This window comes from Photobacterium piscicola, from assembly GCF_046058925.1.
Taxonomy (GTDB): domain Bacteria; phylum Pseudomonadota; class Gammaproteobacteria; order Enterobacterales; family Vibrionaceae; genus Photobacterium; species Photobacterium piscicola.
In genome coordinates this window covers 1,068,830-1,087,104 of record NZ_CP175534.1, presented here as the reverse complement: position 1 = coordinate 1,087,104, position 18,275 = coordinate 1,068,830, and the positions used below count along the sequence as shown (strand labels likewise).

Sequence of the window (18,275 nt, the reverse complement as noted above, 5' to 3'; positions counted from 1 at the left end):
GATCCGAGATGTGTAATAGACTTTTTCATGGTCGAAATAGAAGAACTAACTCCCTTGTTACGCTTTTATCTCTACCAAAAAATGATGATTTTATGTCGCTATAAAAACCAGGCGCTTCGATACTGAAAGCAATAACAATAAAAAGCAGTAGTCATATAAAACATACGCTGCGCAAAACAGATACTAAGATAGGTAGTTAGAGCCATGATCATATATAAATACGGTAAGGATGTTTTTGAACCGCAAAAAAGCGCTTATACCAACCAAGAAGCCACCACTAAACTAAGTGCTAGCGAAACAAAAATCCTCCAATTTTTAATTGATAACAGTGGCGAAATTATCAGTAGAGAAAAACTACTTGAAATTGGTTGGCCAGATAAGGTTGTGGTACCAAACTCATTGAATGTTGCTATTGCTAACTTACGCAAAGCATTTAAGAGCAAAAATGAAATTATCATTACGATTAAAGGTGCGGGTTTTACTATCGCGAATAACACTTTTATTCAGCAACAGTTTCAACCTGAAGTTGTTATCGATAATGAGCAACATCAAACAGAACAATTACAACCAGCCGATAACCTTACTGAAAATAATGCGGCAGGTACTGAAACAAATAACACTAAAACACCGTCAAAGAACAACGCATTTCCTACCATGGCAAAAATAGGTTATAGCGTTTGTTTAACGGTTATGTTTGCTTGGATTATGCTTTGGGCCAGTAGTTGGCAATCACCGCCTTGCGTTACCGTTAATAATCAAAAGATTTGTGGTAATATTGAATTGCTCAATCTACAAAAGTTGCCACAAAACTTGAGTGGTAAAAATACGGTTTACATTGATACCACTGGAAAAATGTATGAAAAAATTTAAATATATTGTCATAGCATTATTACTTCTAATGCTATACCCCGTTATTAACGGTATGGGGTGTGACTTTAACTATAAATACGTAAATTCCAATCACGAACAATTTGGCAGCTGTAAATTCGGCCAATACACATTAATTGACTATCCTAATCCTAAACAAGATAACGGCTACACGGTATTAAAAGGACTCTATTTTTATGCCTTTGGTAATGCGGCAGTATTAGTCGTTGATACAGAAGATCACACGAAAAAAATCACCGATGCTGCAATTGAAAGCCTCAATTGGACTCATGAACGTTTTTGGCATCAATTTAATCTCAAACGATTAGATAAAAATACAATGGTCAGCTATAGCTCATCACCTAAAAAAGCACTACATGTCATTCCTTATGATGGTACCTTATCTATGACTGATAGTGATCACTAACAAACTAACGGCTAAATAATCATTATTTAGCCGTTTTTCGTTAGGCTTTCCAAAATCGGGCAATGCGCACTTTTGTCTCCCGGACACTGATCCGTTAATGCCGCCAATGTTAATTTAATTTGCTTTAACTCTTCAATTTTATGATCAATTTCTATCAATTTTTGCAGTGCTTTTTGCTTAACATCTCGACTATGACGATCTGGATTTGTCGATAAAGCCAATAACTGCTGGCATTCCTCTAATGAAAAACCAATCATTCGTGAACGTTTAATTAATAACAATTCAGCAATGTGACTTTCATTATAATAACGGTAACCATTGGAGCCACGAGGCGCAGCACTGATCACCCCTTTACTTTCATAAAAACGAATCGTTTTTGCCGTCAATCCTGTTTGTTTAGCTACATCACTGATACTCATCATCACTTATTCCCTCTATATAGTTAAACAACTCTTGACATTATAGTTACTGGAAGGATTATGCTAGGTGCATTATTTCATCTAAGCATAAAAAGGCGAGCACATGAATACAATAACTCTTCCTCTTGCCAATGTAAGTTGTATGCATTGCGTCAATAAAATTCGTGATGCTATCAGCCTATTACCTAACATCCAACTCATTGATATAGATACTGAACAACTAACAGTATCTGTAGACAGCTCTTTACCTAATTTGTTCGATGCTATTTCAGCATTAGGCTACCAAGTCGGCTTCCATTATCAATTGCCTCTTACAGGGTTATCTTGTGGACGCTGTGTGGCAAAAATAGAACAAGCCTTAACCGCACGTCATGACATTGCACACTTTAATATTACTAAACAGTTAGCAGATGTTTATGGTGCAATCAGTGAGCAAGCACTAACAAACATAATTGTCGAATTAGGCTATCAAGTCGTAACACATTCAGCGGCACAACATTATGATTTCACATTAAATGGCCTTTCTTGTGGTAAATGTGTGGCTAAATTAACCACAGCATTAACTCAAGACAATATTGAAATTATTACACTAGATAAAAATGCACTCAGTGTAATAACGTCATTAACTGCTGACGATATTATCGCCATTGTGACCACAACCGGCTATCAAGCAACATTACATACTGATATTGAACCAATAACTGAGACCGATACAGTGATCGCCCCTGAGCCTGAGCCTATTATCGCACCTCAAGACAATGCAACTCAATTACTGCTATCAGGGTTAACTTGTGCCAGTTGTGTTGCATCAGTAGAGAAAGCCATTAAAGCGGTTGATGGGGTTAGTAATGTTAACGTTAACCTTGCTGAGCGTACGGCTTTAATTTACGGCCAAGCACCGTTACAAGCAATTATACAGGCTATTGAAAGTGCAGGTTATGGCGCAGAAGAGAGTGAAGATGACCAAACCCGCCGAATTCGTCAACAACAGCAAAATCAACAAACATTTAAAACCCATATCCGTAATGCTACAGCCTCTCTTGCATTAGGTGTGCCGTTAATGGCATGGGGGATATTTGGCGGAAGTATGGTGATTAACTCAACGACCAGCCAGATAAGTTGGGGCATTATCGGTTTGATCACTTTGGCGTTATTAGTTACAGCAGGTAAAGACTTCTATATCAATAGTTGGAAAGCTTTCCTACATCACCGTGCCACCATGGATACCCTTGTTGCGCTAGGTACAGGTGCTGCATGGCTATTTTCAATGACAGTTGTTCTTGCTCCTAATTTATTCCCATTGGCTGCTCGTCACGTGTATTTTGAAGCATCAGCAATGATAATTGGTCTAATCACTATTGGTCATGCATTAGAAGCGCGTGCTCGTAGTCGTACATCAAAAGCGTTAGAACGTTTAATCGATCTTCAACCTCAAACCGCAATTGTGGTTGAAAATGGTCAAGAAATAGAACGTCCTCTAAGTGCCGTTATTGCAGGAATGACATTACGTTTAAAACCTGGGGCCAAAGTTGCAGTTGATGGTCTTGTTGTTGAAGGAACAAGCTATCTTGACGAATCAATGCTGACAGGAGAGCCTCTTGCGGTGCATAAAAAAGCGGGGGATCACGTTCGCGCAGGGACAATTAATCAGCAAGGCAGTTTACTTTTTAAAGCAGAACATATTGGCAGTGACACCATGCTGGCACGTATTATTCAATTAGTCCGCCAAGCACAAAGCAGTAAACCCGCACTGGCACGATTAGCAGATACTATCTCAAGTGTCTTTGTACCAAGTGTTATGATCATTGCCATAATAACCGCCATGGCTTGGTATTATTTTGGTCCACAACCCGCATCTGTATATATGCTTGTTGCCGCAACAACGGTACTTATTATTGCCTGTCCATGTGCATTAGGCTTAGCAACACCAATGTCAGTAACCGTTGGTGTTGGCCGTGCAGCAGAGCTGGGTATTCTTATTAAAGATGCCGAAGCGATGCAACAAGCTGCAAGTATTGATACCGTGGTATTAGATAAAACGGGTACATTAACCGAGGGTAAACCACAAGTTGTTGATTATAAAATTTATAATACACTAACTCGTGAGCAGCTAATTCAATTGGCTGCAAGCTTAGAGCAAGGATCTGAGCACCCACTTGCCAATGCTATTGTTAAATCAGCACAGCAACAACAGTTACAATTGTACCCACACAGTGACTTCATGACGTATTCAGGATTGGGTGTTTCCGGCACAGTAGATCAACACCAACTACTGTTAGGTAATGCTAAATTCATGGTTCAAAATGCTATTACGATTACCCATGCTGAAATGGATTTTGATTTCATCGCTAATCAAGGTGCAACACCTGTCTATCTTGCACAGAATGGTGCTTTAGCTGGCATTATTGGTATTAGTGATCCATTACGTAAAGATTCATTGTCCGCTGTTAAACGGATGCAAAAAATGGGTCTTAAAGTCGTTATGTTAACAGGTGACAGTGTTAAAACTGCCAAAGTTATTGCCAATAAACTCGGTATCACTGACGTCGTTGCTGAAGTATTACCAGATGGTAAAGCGGCACAAATCACCTTATTACAACAACAAGGTCGACGCGTAGTTATGGTGGGTGATGGTATTAATGATGCGCCAGCTCTAGCATTGGCTGAAGTTGGTATTGCAATGGGTAGTGGTACTGATGTTGCGATTGAAAGTGCGCAATTTACCTTAATGCGTCATTCACTACACGGTGTTGCTGATGCATTAGAGTTATCAAAAGCAACACTACGAAATATCAAAGAAAATTTATTTGGTGCCTTTGTTTACAATACATTAGGCATTCCAATTGCTGCTGGTGTGTTATTCCCTCTTACAGGAACACTGCTTAGCCCTGTTATTGCAGGTGCAGCGATGGCGTTGTCATCCATTACCGTAGTAAGTAATGCTAACCGGTTACGTTTATTTAAGCCAAGCCGACAAGATCAGGAGAAATAATATGTGTTTATTATTAGGCGTTGCCGCAATTGGATTTATTGTCTGGTGGTTCTGGCTTAATCCACGTTCTCGTAATTCAAAATAATACGAGTCCAATAATTAGATAATCATATTAAGGCTACTTCGGTAGCCTTTTTTGATCTCGTTTTCTATCAATCTTTGGTATAACTTAATCAATGTTTCTTAATCGGTGGTACGCATGTTCAAATCTCTCTTATCAAAGGCATTATTAGTGCTGCCTTTTATTGCTCAACCTATACTTGCCGACCCTATTGTATGGAAAATTTATGACCAACAACGTGAATTTTATGTCCTAGGCTCAATTCATGCGGGTAAAGAGGCAATGTTCCCTCTGCCTGATATATTTCTTGAGCAATGGCAACAAGCTGATGCCTTAATTGTAGAAGCTAATATACTACAACAATCACCAGTTACGCCCACACTATCCCCGCCCTTTACGCACCAAGCATTACCTGAACCAGTCCTCAAAAAATTAAAAAAAATCACGACTACATTGAACATTCCATTTGAAGCATTATTGCAACAACCACCGTGGTTAACGGCCGTAACGCTACAGTTAGCTCTAGCTAATAAGCTCGACCTTAAATCAGACTATGGTATTGATTATGTATTGTTGCAGCGTGCTCAACAGCAACATCTTCCTATTCTAGAATTAGAAAGTGTTAGCCAGCAATTCAATATGCTTGAAAACCTGCCTGAGAATGGTGCACCAATGCTGATAGAAACCATCAATGAATGGGATAGAACCCAGTCATCATTACGTTGTTTGGTTAAAGTATGGCAACATGGAGACAGTGAAAAACTTGAGCAACTTTTCCAAGAGAGCCAAATTGATCCAACTACTGATGATGCTTTAATTTTTGATCGTAACAAGCGTTGGGCTGAAACACTTGCACACACCGCCCCCTATCAATCAGGAAAATTTATGATTGTGGTTGGTGCCTTTCATTTAATTGGCGATCAAGGACTGCCTAATCTAATGAAACAGCAAGGCTTTAAGGTTGAGAAAATCACCTCAAGTACAGAAGCCAATTGCAACTAAAGTGGGATTTCTTAATAGTAGTCGGTGAAGAGCTAGATTCTAATATTGGTGAACCCCCGACCCTCTGGTTATCCAAACTACTATCCATTTTATATAGACGAAAAAAAACCTGAATCTTTCGATTCAGGTTTATTAATAGTGGTCGGTGAAGAGCTAGATTCTAATATCAGTGAACCCCCGACCCTCTGGTTATCCAAACTACTATCCATTTTATATAGACGAAAAAAAATCTGAATCTTTCGACTCAGGTTTCTTAATAGTGGTCGGTGAAGAGCTAGATTCTAATATCAGTGAACCCCCGCCCCTCTGGTCCGCCACACCTAACATCAGAGATGCGCTATCAAACTGTGCTATTCACTATTACCACACACTACAGACGAAAAAAAACCTGAATCTTTCGATTCAGGTTTCTTAATAGTGGTCGGTGAAGTGCTAGGTTCTAATATCAGTGAACCCCCGACCCTCTGGTCCGCTACACCTAACATCAGAGATGCGCTACCAAACTGCACTATTCACTATTACCACACACTATAGACGAAAAAAAACCTGAATCTTTCGATTCAGGTTTCTTAATGGTGGTCGGTGAAGAGCTAGATTCTAATATCAGTGAACCCCCGCCCCTCTGATCCGCTACACCTAACATCAGAGATGCGCTACCAAACTGCACTATTCACCACTTTCTACAGGCGAAAAAAAACCTGAATCTTTCGATTCAGGTTTCTTAATAGTGGTCGGTGAAGAGCTAGATTCTAATATCAGGGAACCCCCGCCCCTCAGGTCCACCACACCTAACATCAGAGATGCGCTACCAAACTGCACTATTCACTATTACCACACACTATAGACGAAAAAAAACCTGAATCTTTCGATTCAGGTTTCTTAATGGTGGTCGGTGAAGAGGGATTCGAACCCCCGACCCTCTGGTCCCAAACCAGATGCGCTACCAAACTGCGCTATTCACCGACTAATTCTTTTCTAGGAACGCTGCTAGAAGGGTCAACCCTCTGGTCCGCTATTCCTAACATCAGAGATGCGCTATAAAACTGCGCTATTCACCGACTTTGTTTAGGCTTATAAGGCCAAGGTCTCTAATAAAAGATAACCTGAAAATGGGGTGGCTAACGAGGCTTGAACTCGCGACAACCGGAATCACAATCCGGGACTCTACCAACTGAGCTATAGCCACCATTGTAAGTGGTCGGTGAAGAGGGATTCGAACCCCCGACCCTCTGGTCCCAAACCAGATGCGCTACCAAACTGCGCTATTCACCGACAATAATAATGGTTTAACAAACCACTATTATTTAAATAGTGGTCGGTGAAGAGGGATTCGAACCCCCGACCCTCTGGTCCCAAACCAGATGCGCTACCAAACTGCGCTATTCACCGACAATAATAATGGTTTAACAAACCACTATTATTTAAATAGTGGTCGGTGAAGAGGGATTCGAACCCCCGACCCTCTGGTCCCAAACCAGATGCGCTACCAAACTGCGCTATTCACCGACAATAATAATGGTTTTAACAAACCACTACTTTTAAATAGTGGTCGGTGAAGAGGGATTCGAACCCCCGACCCTCTGGTCCCAAACCAGATGCGCTACCAAACTGCGCTATTCACCGACAATAATAATGGTTTAACAAACCACTACTTTTAAATAGTGGTCGGTGAAGAGGGATTCGAACCCCCGACCCTCTGGTCCCAAACCAGATGCGCTACCAAACTGCGCTATTCACCGACTTAATTCTGTATGCTTGTAAACAAGCGGGCTTTAAAAGCCAAATGCTGACAGGAGATCAACATCTTATAATATGGGGTGGCTAACGAGGCTTGAACTCGCGACAACCGGAATCACAATCCGGGACTCTACCAACTGAGCTATAGCCACCATTGTAGTGGTCGGTGAAGAGGGATTCGAACCCCCGACCCTCTGGTCCCAAACCAGATGCGCTACCAAACTGCGCTATTCACCGACTAATTTTTATTAAGAATGCAGCTAGAAGATTAACCCTCTGGTCCGCTATTCCTAACATCAGAGATGCACTATCAAACAGTGCTATTCACCGACTTTTCAACGCGCTATGCGTTGTTGAGGTCGCTTATAATACTCGCCATTTTTATTTTAGCAACCCCTATACGGTATTTTTTTTGTAACTAAAAAATATGCTTACTAATCCAGCTATTTTAAGAGGTAACAATGACTTATTCTGTATAAAATACAATCAACTATCCACTTTTGCAGTAATTCCAAAGTCTTAATGATAAATATCATTACATGACATAGTTGATATTAAATGAATTTAAGTGCTTAAACCCTTAAATAACTACCTTTATCTTTCTTAATATATTCACTTTTGTTTCAATTAAGCGCAGGTATACTAAAATTATTGCTTAATTATAGTGAGCCTATTATGTCTAATAATGAATTAGATCTCTTTAAAGAGATGATGGCCGATGTAGCGCCGATAAAACAAGATACAATTTTAATCCAACAAAAATACCAAGTGTCTGAAGCTCAACTTGCTCGACGTCTTGCGGCACAAACACTGGCAAATGGTAATATTGATTATCTCTCGCTTGATAACGCTAATATGGTCAAACCTGATGACATGATTGAGTTTAAACGTGATGGGGTTCAATTAGCTGTATTTAAGAAAATGCGACAAGGTAAATATGACATTCATGCCCGTCTAGATCTTCACAAAAAGACCTTATCTCAAGCTCGAGATGAAATACTGGCTTTTTTAAAACAATCCCAACGTTTAGATATTCGCACGGTTATGATTGTTCATGGCAAAGGAGAACGAAGTAATCCTCCTGCATTAATGAAAAGTTTTGTCACCACTTGGCTAGAACAAATTTCTGATGTGCTTTGTTTTCACTCCGCATTGCGCCAGCATGGTGGAACGGGGGCACTTTACGTAATGATCAAGAAAAGTGCAGAAAAGAAACAACAAACCCGCGATCGACATCTAAACCATCGAGACGCCTAATAAAATATAACCAAGGACAATGATTAACAAGTTACTGATAAAAAAAGAAAATACAACTACTTCGATAAAAAAGACACCATTAGCCAAAGAGTAAGATAAATATACCCTAGGGTTAAATTGTTTTGAATTTAATTATCATACAATTTAAGTAAAGTCGCCGCCCTAGGAGATTATTCATGAATTCAGAAATACGCCCAATGCTGCTAATGCTAGTGTCTACATTTAGCTTATCAGTAACAGGATTGTTAGCTAAATGGCTAACCCACAGCTTTGACCCTGCATGGCTATGTTTTTTTCGACTCTTATTCCCTGCGATTCTGGCCTTTTGGTTAATGGTGATCACCCAATGGTCACAACCCAATAAACAAGCGTGGAGTGGTTTAATCGTTCGCGGTATTTGTATTACAGGTAGCCAACTTTGTTTTCTGGCCTCAATTAAACACCTTAGCCTTGTTGAAGCCGTTGTTTTATTTGGTACCAGTCCTTTATTTGTTCCAATTTTAGAACGTATCTTTTTTAAAACACCGATCAAGCGCCTGATTATTATCAATTTAGGTATTACGTTTACTGGCTTACTTTTTATTGCGGGTAACCTGGAACAAATGAAATTTGGTGGCAGTTTATTATTAGGTTTAGCGGGCGGTATTTTTAATGCCGGCTCACAAGTGGCGATGTACCGATCAAGTAAAAGTAACCTAACACCTTTAGGGGTAAGTGCTTGGAGCTTTATTATTGCCTCAATATTTTTAGTACCATTCTTGATGTTCTCACCAATGACAACGGCGGTAGAGTGGCACACATTAACGGGTTGGCAGCATCCTTTATTATTACTCTTGCTATTTATGGCGGTATGTACGGTTAATACGCAAGTGTTCCGCGCCAAAGCTTACCAACTTGCAGAATCAGGTTCGCAATTAGCACCGATTATTTTTACTAATTTAATTTTCTCAGCAATTTGGCAATTCATGTTCTTTAATCACCCAATGTCATGGAACAAAATTGTGGGAGTTAGCTTAATTATATTAGCGACACTCTTAAATACTTTTGTACCCATTTGGTTACGTAACAAAAGATACCAGCCTAATTGTTAATATAAAATAGCCGAACTCAGTTCGGCTATTTTGATGTTTTGGTATAATTAAGCTAACCACACCACACGTAATGCTAATCCCAGTAAAACTATCCCTGACAGACGATCGATCATTTGTGCTTTTGTTCTTAACACTGTGAGAACGCGTGGATAAGATAAAATACTCGCAATTAATGTATACCATATTCCATCCACCAATAGTGGCGTGGCAACAATAATTACTTTTGATGAAACTTCATTACCTACCGCGACAAATTGACTAAACAGCGCTAAAAAAAATAACGCTAATTTAGGATTAAATAACGAGATCATCACCCCATCACGCGCAGCTTCAAGCAATGAGCTTGATTGTCCCTGTGCTAATTTTGCAGCAACACCGCCTTTAGAACGTAATGCATTAAGTCCTAAATAAGCTAAATACCCAGCACCAACATAACTGACACTGGTAAATAATAGGGGTGATTGATGCAGAACGACCGCTAACCCAAGTAAGGTAAGTAATGCGTAACATCCCACACCACAAGCATGAGCCCACGCACAAACAATGCCATGCCAACGTCCACCGGATAGGCTATGTTTGGCCACTACCGCTAAACTGGGTCCCGGTGACATCGCACCTAATAGACAAATGAGTAATAAAGAAAGCCAAATAGTAATAGTCATTGCTAATCTCCTTTTATCAATGAATATATCGGGATTCTTTATTACCCCAATGCGTTGTTATTGGTTAATCTTGTTTTGCGATAAGTGCAAAATGACCACTGGTTAATGCCACTAAATCTTTCGCGGCTAATTCTATTTCCAAACCACGACGCCCGGCACTAACACAAATAGTATCAAACTGCTCTGCGCTACTATCAACAAACGTCGGCAAGCGTTTTTTCTGTCCTAGCGGACTAATACCACCCACAATATAGCCTGTCACTTTTTCGGCTAATTTAGGATCTGCCATTTCTGCTTTTTTACCACCAGCGGCTTTAGCGGCTGCCTTTAGATCTAACATCCCTGCGACAGGAACCACTGCCACAGCCAAGTTTTTAGGATCACCATTTAATGCAAATAATAGTGTTTTAAAAACTCGATGAGGATCTAACCCTAAAATTTCCGCAGCTTCATGACCAAAGTTATTATTAGCAGGATCATGTTCGTATTGATGAACTTGAAATTCAATTTTATTTTTTTTTGCTAATTTAATTGCAGGTGTCATAACATTTTCTCTTACAACTTGATTAATCAAACAGTTGTAATTAGCTCCCCTTTTATTCACATCATATCCATCAAAGAAGCTAACCACATCTGTTTACCAAAACAGAACTATATACCGAGATATATTTTTTAAAAAGTATAAAAAAAAGGCGCTGAAAATTCAGCGCCGTAAAAAATAGATTTAGATAATAGTCATCACTTATTTATAAATAACCTCACCTTTTGGTGCATATTTATTAACGTCAATTGGGCTATTATGTTGTAAAAATTCTTTTAAAACTTCTGCATCAACAAATCCGGTATTGACATAACCTGAGTGATGACTAACTTTTGGATAACCATCGCCACCCGCAGCATTAAAACTTGGTACAGTAAAACGGTAAGTCTTATTCATTAATAATGGCTGACCACCAATCTTCACATCACTCACTTGCCCCTTAGCAATCGTCATACTAATGCCATAAAATTGCGCGTAAGCACCTGAATCAATAGGCTTAGTTGCGACAACATTTAAATAGTCTAAAACTTCTTTTCCTGACATATCAATATAAGACACAATATTGCCAAAAGGTTGTACTGTCAGCACATCTTTATAGGTAATGTCACCAGCATTAATTGAATCACGTACACCACCGGAATTCATCACCGCAAAATCAGCTTTCGCACGTTGCATGTGTGAAGCAGCAATTAAGCGACCTAAATTAGTCTGCTTAAAACGCACCACATTACGATCACCTTCTAACTTACCGTTAGACTCTGCAATTTTAACCGTTAGTTGTTCTTGACCTTTTTCTTGAAATGGCGTTAAAAACGATAGTACTTCTGGATTTTGTTGAATTTCATTTTGAATAAACACCCGTTTTTGAGTGCCATCTTCTAATTTGATTTTTTTCTTTAAATTCACAGGAATTAAATCATAACTAATTAGATTTAATTCACCATTTTGAAATTCAAAATCAGCACGCCCAACGTATTTGCCCCATTCATGAGCTTGGACTATCCATGTACCATTTTGTTGATCAGGCGTACATTTATCACCTGGCTTAAAGTTGTTATTGGTTTTATTTGGCCCTTCCATACAAACAGGTTCTTGTGAGTGGCCACCAACAATCATATCAAGATCGCCATCATCCACATAACGCGCCAGTGCAACATCACCAGGCGCATTAATACCGCGTTGACCATCTTCATAGTGACCCATATGAGTCGCAGCAATGATAACGTCTGGCTTTTCATTTTGTTCAAGCTCAGCGATCACACGCTTAGCTTCAGCTTTTGGATCTCGAAATTCAATAGCACCGATATATTCTGGATTACCAATTTTTGCAGTATCTTCAGTCGTTAATCCAATAACCGCAATTTTGATCCCTTGTTGTTCAAAAATCTGATATGGCTTAAATAAACGTTCACCCGTTTTTTTATCGTAAATATTAGCCGATAACATCGGGAATTTAGCCCATTGTTGCTGTTTACGTAAAACATCAAGTGGGTTATCAAATTCATGGTTACCTAATGCCATCGCATCATAACCTAACATGTTCATGCCTTTAAAATCAGGCTCTGCATCTTGTAAATCTGATTCTGGCACGCCAGTATTAATATCACCACCTGAAAGCAATAATGTAGTGCCACCTTCAGCTTTTACCTCTGCACGAATATTATCTAACAACGTTTTACGTGCCGCCATTCCATACTCACCATTTTGGTTTTGCCAAAAACGGCCATGGTTATCATTAGTATGCAAAATAGTAATGCGATAGGTTTTATCTGCATTCCATTTTGTCGCAGTATCAGCTGTCGATGTCGCACACCCAGACAGTACAGCAAGTAGCGCAGCAGTTAATGCAGTTTTAGCAAATAGACGTTGTTTCATGTTATCCACCTTAACGATTTTAATCATCGATGCCATCATTTTGGATAGCAAAAAACAACTAAAATTGATGCAAAAATAATCGTGTTATTTGATTAAATAGTAATAATAAATAACAGCTTAAAAATAATTGCGCTCAGTGTAAGTGAATCAAAAATAACCACGTCTATAGCGTCACTATTTTGCAATCAAGATCACTGTTACAACATTCAAAACCAATAGTGGATCACAAACCATAAAAAAAGCTCGGACACTGCCGAGCTTTTTTAAAAAATATTGAGCAAATTTAGCCTCTAAAATTTGTCATTTAAGCCTAAAATACTTTTTCAAATTTAGTCGCTGAACGGCGAATAAAAATAGCAACCAACGCTGAAATGGCTAAAAAGAAACAATAGTAAGAATGAGACACTATTTCTAATGGTGATAACTTAAATACCGAACCTAACAATAGGGCTTGCGCACCATAAGGTAACACCCCTTGTATTACACAAGAGAAAATATCCAACAGGCTCGCAGAACGACGTGGAGTAACGCCATTTTCTTTGGCAAGCTCACGAGCTACACCACCAGATACAATAATTGCTACGGTATTATTTGCAGTACAACAGTTAGTTAAACTGACTAAGCTCGCAATGCCTAACTCACTTGCGCGTGAATTTTCTGAAAGACTATGCTTTGAACTAAACTTACCAATCACACGACTAATCAGTTGGGTTAAAAATGCTAAGCCACCTTGCTGACGCATTAATTCACTCACACCACCAATCAACATTGAAAGTAAGAAAATTTCCTGCATGTTGCCAAAACCACTATAAATATCTTTACCAAATGTAGTTAGGCTATAACTATCAATCGAGAATAAGCCAACACCACCAGCAAGCACAATGCCCAAACTCAGCACAACGAATACATTCACCCCAGAAATAGCAAGGATTAAAATGGTGATATAAGGTAAGACCTTAAGCCATTCAATAGGGTTAGCAGCAGGTAGGGTCGTCACTGAGCTACTGAAAGCAAACAACACCATCGTCACTATCGCTGCGGGTAAGGCGATCTTAATATTTTCACGAAACTTATCTTTCATCTGACAACCTTGAGAACGGGTTGCAGCAATCGTCGTATCTGAAATAATCGATAAATTATCACCAAACATTGCACCACTAAGAACAACACCAGCCGTTAATGCTACATCCATTCCAGCCGCTTGAGCGATACCTAATGCCACAGGTGCCACTGCAGCAATAGTGCCCATAGACGTACCCATTGAGGTAGCAATAAACGCTGAAATAACAAAAATACCCGGTAAAATCATACTCGCAGGCAATATTGCCATACCTAAGTTTACCGTTGCATCAACACCACCAGAAGCCTTAGCAACCGCCGCAAAAGCACCCGCTAATAAATAAATCATGCACATTGCAATAATATCGCTATGACCAACGCCACGGATAAATTGTTCTATTGCTTTATTTAATTTTTCTTTGCTCAGCAAAATAGCCACTATTACGGCAGGTAATGCCGCAACGGGTGAAGGCAATTGATAAAATGCGAAGTCGACACCTTGATAAGTAAGGTAACTACCGACACCGATAAATAAGGATAAAAAGATCCCCAATGGCAGCAATGCCAATGCTGAAGGTGTAATTGCTGCTGGTTTAGTTGTGTTTGACATGCTGATAATGAATATCTATTTTAGAATTTCCCTTAGGTTAATGGGATGTGTCATCACTGTCAACATCTAGACGTCTAAACATCCATATGCGCAATAATAACTCTCCGTAAAAAACCGTCAAAAAAACATTTACGCCAATATTTTGACTGTATTCCCCGTCATTAGCGCCAATAAAAAGTCATAAAATATCAACATCTTACCCCATTTAAAATAAAATATTTAATCATAACTGAATCAATTGTAATGCCAGTTAGAATTTGCTCTCATAGGGTATATTTTTACTCATGAGATGAACTAATGCAGTTTTCACTCAAACAAAAACTGATCATTGCTAGCGTATCTGCGGTGATAATAATGGCAACAGCATTAACATGGTTGGCTGCCAAGCAACTCGATAATGAGACTCACGCCAGTACCTCAGAGCGTGCTCATAGTATTGCCTCTACAGCAACAATAGGTATTGCCGACTGGATGAATATTCGCCGTGCAATTACACAATCATTCGATAAATATTATGATCAACCCAATAGTGTGATGTTTTTAGAGCAAGCACGTAAAAGCGGTGGCTTTGATGATATTTATTTTGGTGCCATAGATGGCGCCATGGAGCGATCACATCCTGAACGTAATCGTGCTGACTACGATCCACGTACTCGACCTTGGTATCGCGATGCACAAACAGCGGGCAAACAAATCATTACCACCGCTTATAAAGATGCGATTACTAATGCTTTATTAGTCACGATAGCTCAGCCATTACAAGCTAAAGGCCAAATGGTGGGCGTTGTGGGTGCTGATGTTCTCATCGATCAATTAATCAATGATGTTATTAGCCTTGATGTTGGTGATAATGCTTTTGCCATGTTAATCAATAAACAAGATGGCACTTTTCTCGCTCACCCGAATAAGCAACTATTACTCAAACCATTAGCGCAATACAGTAACCAATTAACATTAGCCAATATTGAACAGCAGGTTGCAACGAACAAATCCCAAAGCTTAACTATAAATGGCCACCAGAAAGTATTCTATTTTTCTAATGTACCGAATACCGACTGGATTTTAGCGTTAGAAATGGATCGAGCAACAGAAGAAGCCAATTACTATTCAGCGTTACAGCAGTTAATTATTACTGCAATCGTTATTACACTATTAGTGATCGCAGCCTTAACAGTATTAGTTAATTTCCTCTTTCGCGATCTTAATCGAGTATCAGCAGCCTTAGCAGAAATTGCGAGTGGTGAAGGTGATTTAACCCGTCGTCTTGAACCTCATAGCAATGATGAAGTGGGTCAACTAGCACATAACTTCAACTTATTTGTGAGTAACCTCCATAGCATGCTGACGCGTTTAAGTCTCGTATCTAGCACCTTAAACCAACAGTCACATATTACAGCTTCTCAAGCAGAAGAACGCAGTACTCGTATTCAATTTCAACAAGATGAAATTAATATGGTGGCGACTGCAATTAATGAGATGGCAGCTGCTACCCATGAAATTGCATCAAATGCAGAAAATACTGCTCGCACCTCAGAAGAAACGGTGATTGCTTCAGGCCATGGCAGCGTCCAAGTTAACCAAAGCCAACAATCAATCGCGAGTCTTGCCCAAGAAGTAGAAACGGCAACGGGTGTGATCAGCGCATTAAACAGCCATGCACAAAGTATTAATACCATTCTTTCTACAATTCAAGGTATTGCAGAGCAAACCAACTTATTAGCCCTGAATGCAGCTATCGAAGCGGCACGTGCGGGTGAACAAGGACGAGGATTTGCTGTTGTTGCTGATGAAGTTAGAGTATTGAGTCAACGTACCCATGCTTCCACTCAAGAAATTCAGCAGATGATCGAAACGCTGCAGCAAACCACCAGCCAAGCGGTGGGAATCATGGATGATAGCCGTCATTTAGCAGAAACCAGTGTTGATGATGCTAATTCGGCCTCTGCAAGCTTGTCTCAAATCACGACAGCTGTAAATAATATCAGTGATATGGCAACACAAATTGCTTCTGCGGCAGAAGAGCAATCATCGGTGACATCTGAAATTACTCGTAACACTGAGGGAATTCGTGATGTATCAAATGAATTAGCAATAGAAGCTAATGAAGCAGCAAAACAAGCTGCTGAGTTATCAACATTGTCACATGAACTGCAACAAGAAATTAATCGATTTAAACTGTAATTATTCGCTATCCAGTTAATGACCAACAATAAAGGCTTGCCTACCCTGCTGCTAGTTGAAACTAGAAACAGAGTAGCAAGCCTTTATTTTTATGCTTTAGGTCGCTACCATTTTACTTAACCATATTAAATACAATCGCACCAACCGCTAAACACCCCATCAATAAGATGAAATACGTGCTTATTTTGCCGCGATATATTTTTAAGCTTTCAATGTGATATACCGCCAGCATAGGCATTAAAAATAGAATCATCGCAATCACTGGCCCAGACAGCGCTTCCATCATACCTAAAATACTTGGGTTCATTACCGCTGCAAACCAAATGCTGATAAACATCACAACAATGCCGATCTTATCAATGGTCTTTAATGATAAAGAAGTCTGCTTAGCAACTAAGCCATTAAAACTCTCACGAGCCCCCATGAAATGCCCTAAGAACGATGATGTAATTGCAATAAAAGCAATTAATGGCCCTAAAATCATAATAAAAGGGCTGTCTTCAACATTGGCTAAATACGATAACACTGACACATTATCCACTTTCGCTTGCTGAAGTTGTGCTGGCGTTAAGCTCAGTACACATGAAAAAACAAAAAACAGTACAAACGCAATTAACATCACTGACGTACGTTTTAGAATTGTTTCTGATTTGGTATGTGCTTGTTTACCATATTGACGGCGCTGAGCATTAACAAAACCGGAGACCACTGGCGTATAGCTAAAAGCAAAAACAACCACGGGAACAGCTAACCATAACGACGCACTCAAATCACCAATACTTTGATGAAAGCTAAAATCAGGCATATGCCAACTTGGGATCAAATAAATTGAAATGCCCGCTAAAATAAGTGCCAAAGGGTAAACAATCATACTAAATACTCGTAGCATGGTTTTTTCACCTGCAAGCATAATAGCGATCATACCAAACACTAACCCACCGGATAGCAAAACGCGTGACGGTGGAGCCATATTAAGTTGGTGCACCATAAAGCTATCAACCGTATTGGTTAAGCCGACACCGTATATAAGTAATATAGGAAAGATAGACAGAAAATAAAGCAGTGAGATTAAGCGTCCATAACGCTGGCCGAAATGCTCTTCAACCACATCAGTAAAATCTGCATCTTTTTGGGTAGATGATAAAACAAACCGAGCCAACCCGCGATGAGCCCAAAATGTCATAGGCCCTGCCAATAATGCCATGATCACTAATGACCAAAAACCACCAGAACCAATATTAATCGGCAAAAATAAAATGCCAGCACCAACGGAGGTCCCAAATAAGCTTAACATCCAACTGGTGTCATGCTTAGTCCAACGAGACGAAACGGTTGCGGCTTCAGATGCGGAAAGATCTTGTGATATTGACACGGTAACTCACTACGACTTAATAAAACTGGCCATCAGTATGAAACGAGCATCGACAAGACTCAAAAAAAGAGTGACACAGATCACCCTAAAATAACAGAGTTCAATATCCTACAGTCACTAAT

General features: G+C 39.6%; 13 protein-coding genes and 9 tRNA genes. 7 read left to right on the top strand and 15 right to left on the bottom strand.

All coding sequences use genetic code 11. The features are described from left to right. The first annotated feature begins 204 nt into the window (after positions 1–204). Both ACJZU6_RS05495 and ACJZU6_RS05490 read left to right on the top strand, forming a co-directional pair. Positions 205–870, top strand: a complete 666-nt coding sequence (locus tag ACJZU6_RS05495; RefSeq protein ID WP_080158090.1) for a winged helix-turn-helix domain-containing protein — start codon at positions 205–207, stop codon at positions 868–870. Beyond that, entirely contained in the window at positions 857–1,294 is a 438-nt protein-coding gene (locus tag ACJZU6_RS05490; RefSeq protein WP_408900745.1) for a hypothetical protein, read from the top strand. Before ACJZU6_RS05495 ends, ACJZU6_RS05490 begins: the two co-directional genes overlap by 14 nt. 26 nt (positions 1,295–1,320) lie before the next feature. Here ACJZU6_RS05490 and cueR read toward each other — a convergent pair whose 3' ends face one another. Next, complete coding sequence (cueR, locus tag ACJZU6_RS05485; protein WP_158258957.1) at positions 1,321–1,713, bottom strand: Cu(I)-responsive transcriptional regulator; 393 nt, start codon at positions 1,711–1,713, stop codon at positions 1,321–1,323. Positions 1,714–1,816: 103 nt separating this feature from the next. Here cueR and ACJZU6_RS05480 point away from each other — a divergent pair, with 103 nt between their 5' ends. Together ACJZU6_RS05480 and ACJZU6_RS05475 are read left to right on the top strand one after the other, a co-directional pair. Next, positions 1,817–4,705 carry a copper-translocating P-type ATPase gene (locus ACJZU6_RS05480; RefSeq protein WP_408900744.1) on the top strand — a complete coding sequence of 963 codons (2,889 nt, stop codon included), beginning with the start codon at positions 1,817–1,819 and terminating at the stop codon, positions 4,703–4,705. Between the two features lie 199 nt (positions 4,706–4,904). After that, a complete protein-coding gene (locus ACJZU6_RS05475) occupies positions 4,905–5,768 on the top strand; it encodes a TraB/GumN family protein (protein WP_107276868.1) in 864 nt (287 codons plus the stop codon). Between the two features lie 886 nt (positions 5,769–6,654). Here the strand turns inward: ACJZU6_RS05475 and ACJZU6_RS05470 are convergent. The 9 genes from ACJZU6_RS05470 to ACJZU6_RS05430 all read right to left on the bottom strand — a co-directional run bounded on the left by ACJZU6_RS05470 (position 6,655) and on the right by ACJZU6_RS05430 (position 7,742). Continuing rightward, positions 6,655–6,731, bottom strand: a tRNA-Pro gene (locus ACJZU6_RS05470). Between the two features lie 147 nt (positions 6,732–6,878). After that, a tRNA-His gene (locus tag ACJZU6_RS05465) sits at positions 6,879–6,954 on the bottom strand. A gap of 9 nt (positions 6,955–6,963) precedes the next feature. Next, positions 6,964–7,040: transfer RNA gene (locus ACJZU6_RS05460), tRNA-Pro, on the bottom strand. Positions 7,041–7,080: 40 nt separating this feature from the next. Continuing rightward, positions 7,081–7,157, bottom strand: a tRNA-Pro gene (locus ACJZU6_RS05455). 40 nt (positions 7,158–7,197) lie between these two features. Beyond that, positions 7,198–7,274 (bottom strand) — tRNA-Pro (locus tag ACJZU6_RS05450). A gap of 40 nt (positions 7,275–7,314) precedes the next feature. Beyond that, positions 7,315–7,391 (bottom strand) — tRNA-Pro (locus ACJZU6_RS05445). A gap of 39 nt (positions 7,392–7,430) precedes the next feature. Further along, a tRNA-Pro gene (locus ACJZU6_RS05440) sits at positions 7,431–7,507 on the bottom strand. Between the two features lie 74 nt (positions 7,508–7,581). After that, a tRNA-His gene (locus ACJZU6_RS05435) sits at positions 7,582–7,657 on the bottom strand. Between the two features lie 8 nt (positions 7,658–7,665). Further along, positions 7,666–7,742: transfer RNA gene (locus tag ACJZU6_RS05430), tRNA-Pro, on the bottom strand. 438 nt (positions 7,743–8,180) lie between these two features. On the opposite strand from ACJZU6_RS05430, the gene smrA reads away from it, so the two are divergent. Beyond that, positions 8,181–8,762 carry a DNA endonuclease SmrA gene (smrA, locus tag ACJZU6_RS05425; RefSeq protein ID WP_080158094.1) on the top strand — a complete coding sequence of 194 codons (582 nt, stop codon included), beginning with the start codon at positions 8,181–8,183 and terminating at the stop codon, positions 8,760–8,762. 176 nt (positions 8,763–8,938) lie between these two features. Next, a complete protein-coding gene (locus ACJZU6_RS05420; protein ID WP_080158095.1) occupies positions 8,939–9,853 on the top strand; it encodes a DMT family transporter in 915 nt (304 codons plus the stop codon). Between the two features lie 47 nt (positions 9,854–9,900). Here the strand turns inward: ACJZU6_RS05420 and ACJZU6_RS05415 are convergent, their stop codons facing one another. The 4 genes from ACJZU6_RS05415 to ACJZU6_RS05400 all read right to left on the bottom strand — a co-directional run bounded on the left by ACJZU6_RS05415 (position 9,901) and on the right by ACJZU6_RS05400 (position 14,600). Then, positions 9,901–10,515, bottom strand: a complete 615-nt coding sequence (locus ACJZU6_RS05415) for a LysE family translocator (protein ID WP_408900743.1) — start codon at positions 10,513–10,515, stop codon at positions 9,901–9,903. A gap of 64 nt (positions 10,516–10,579) precedes the next feature. Next, positions 10,580–11,059: a Cys-tRNA(Pro) deacylase gene (ybaK, locus tag ACJZU6_RS05410; protein WP_408900921.1), complete on the bottom strand. Its 480-nt coding sequence runs from the start codon at positions 11,057–11,059 to the stop codon at positions 10,580–10,582. A 198-nt stretch (positions 11,060–11,257) separates the two neighbouring features. Continuing rightward, positions 11,258–12,931, bottom strand: a complete 1,674-nt coding sequence (gene ushA / locus ACJZU6_RS05405) for a bifunctional UDP-sugar hydrolase/5'-nucleotidase UshA (protein ID WP_408900742.1) — start codon at positions 12,929–12,931, stop codon at positions 11,258–11,260. 310 nt (positions 12,932–13,241) lie between these two features. Further along, the gene (locus tag ACJZU6_RS05400) at positions 13,242–14,600 is read right to left on the bottom strand and encodes a Na+/H+ antiporter NhaC family protein (protein ID WP_408900741.1); all 1,359 of its coding nucleotides are present in this window, start codon (positions 14,598–14,600) and stop codon (positions 13,242–13,244) included. A gap of 297 nt (positions 14,601–14,897) precedes the next feature. Here ACJZU6_RS05400 and ACJZU6_RS05395 point away from each other — a divergent pair, with 297 nt between their 5' ends. After that, positions 14,898–16,781 (top strand): methyl-accepting chemotaxis protein, encoded by a 1,884-nt coding sequence (locus ACJZU6_RS05395; protein ID WP_408900740.1) that lies wholly within the window; start codon positions 14,898–14,900, stop codon positions 16,779–16,781. A 112-nt stretch (positions 16,782–16,893) separates the two neighbouring features. Here the strand turns inward: ACJZU6_RS05395 and ACJZU6_RS05390 are convergent, their stop codons facing one another. Beyond that, positions 16,894–18,153: an HAAAP family serine/threonine permease gene (locus ACJZU6_RS05390; RefSeq protein WP_080158100.1), complete on the bottom strand. Its 1,260-nt coding sequence runs from the start codon at positions 18,151–18,153 to the stop codon at positions 16,894–16,896. Between the last annotated feature and the right edge of the window lie 122 nt (positions 18,154–18,275).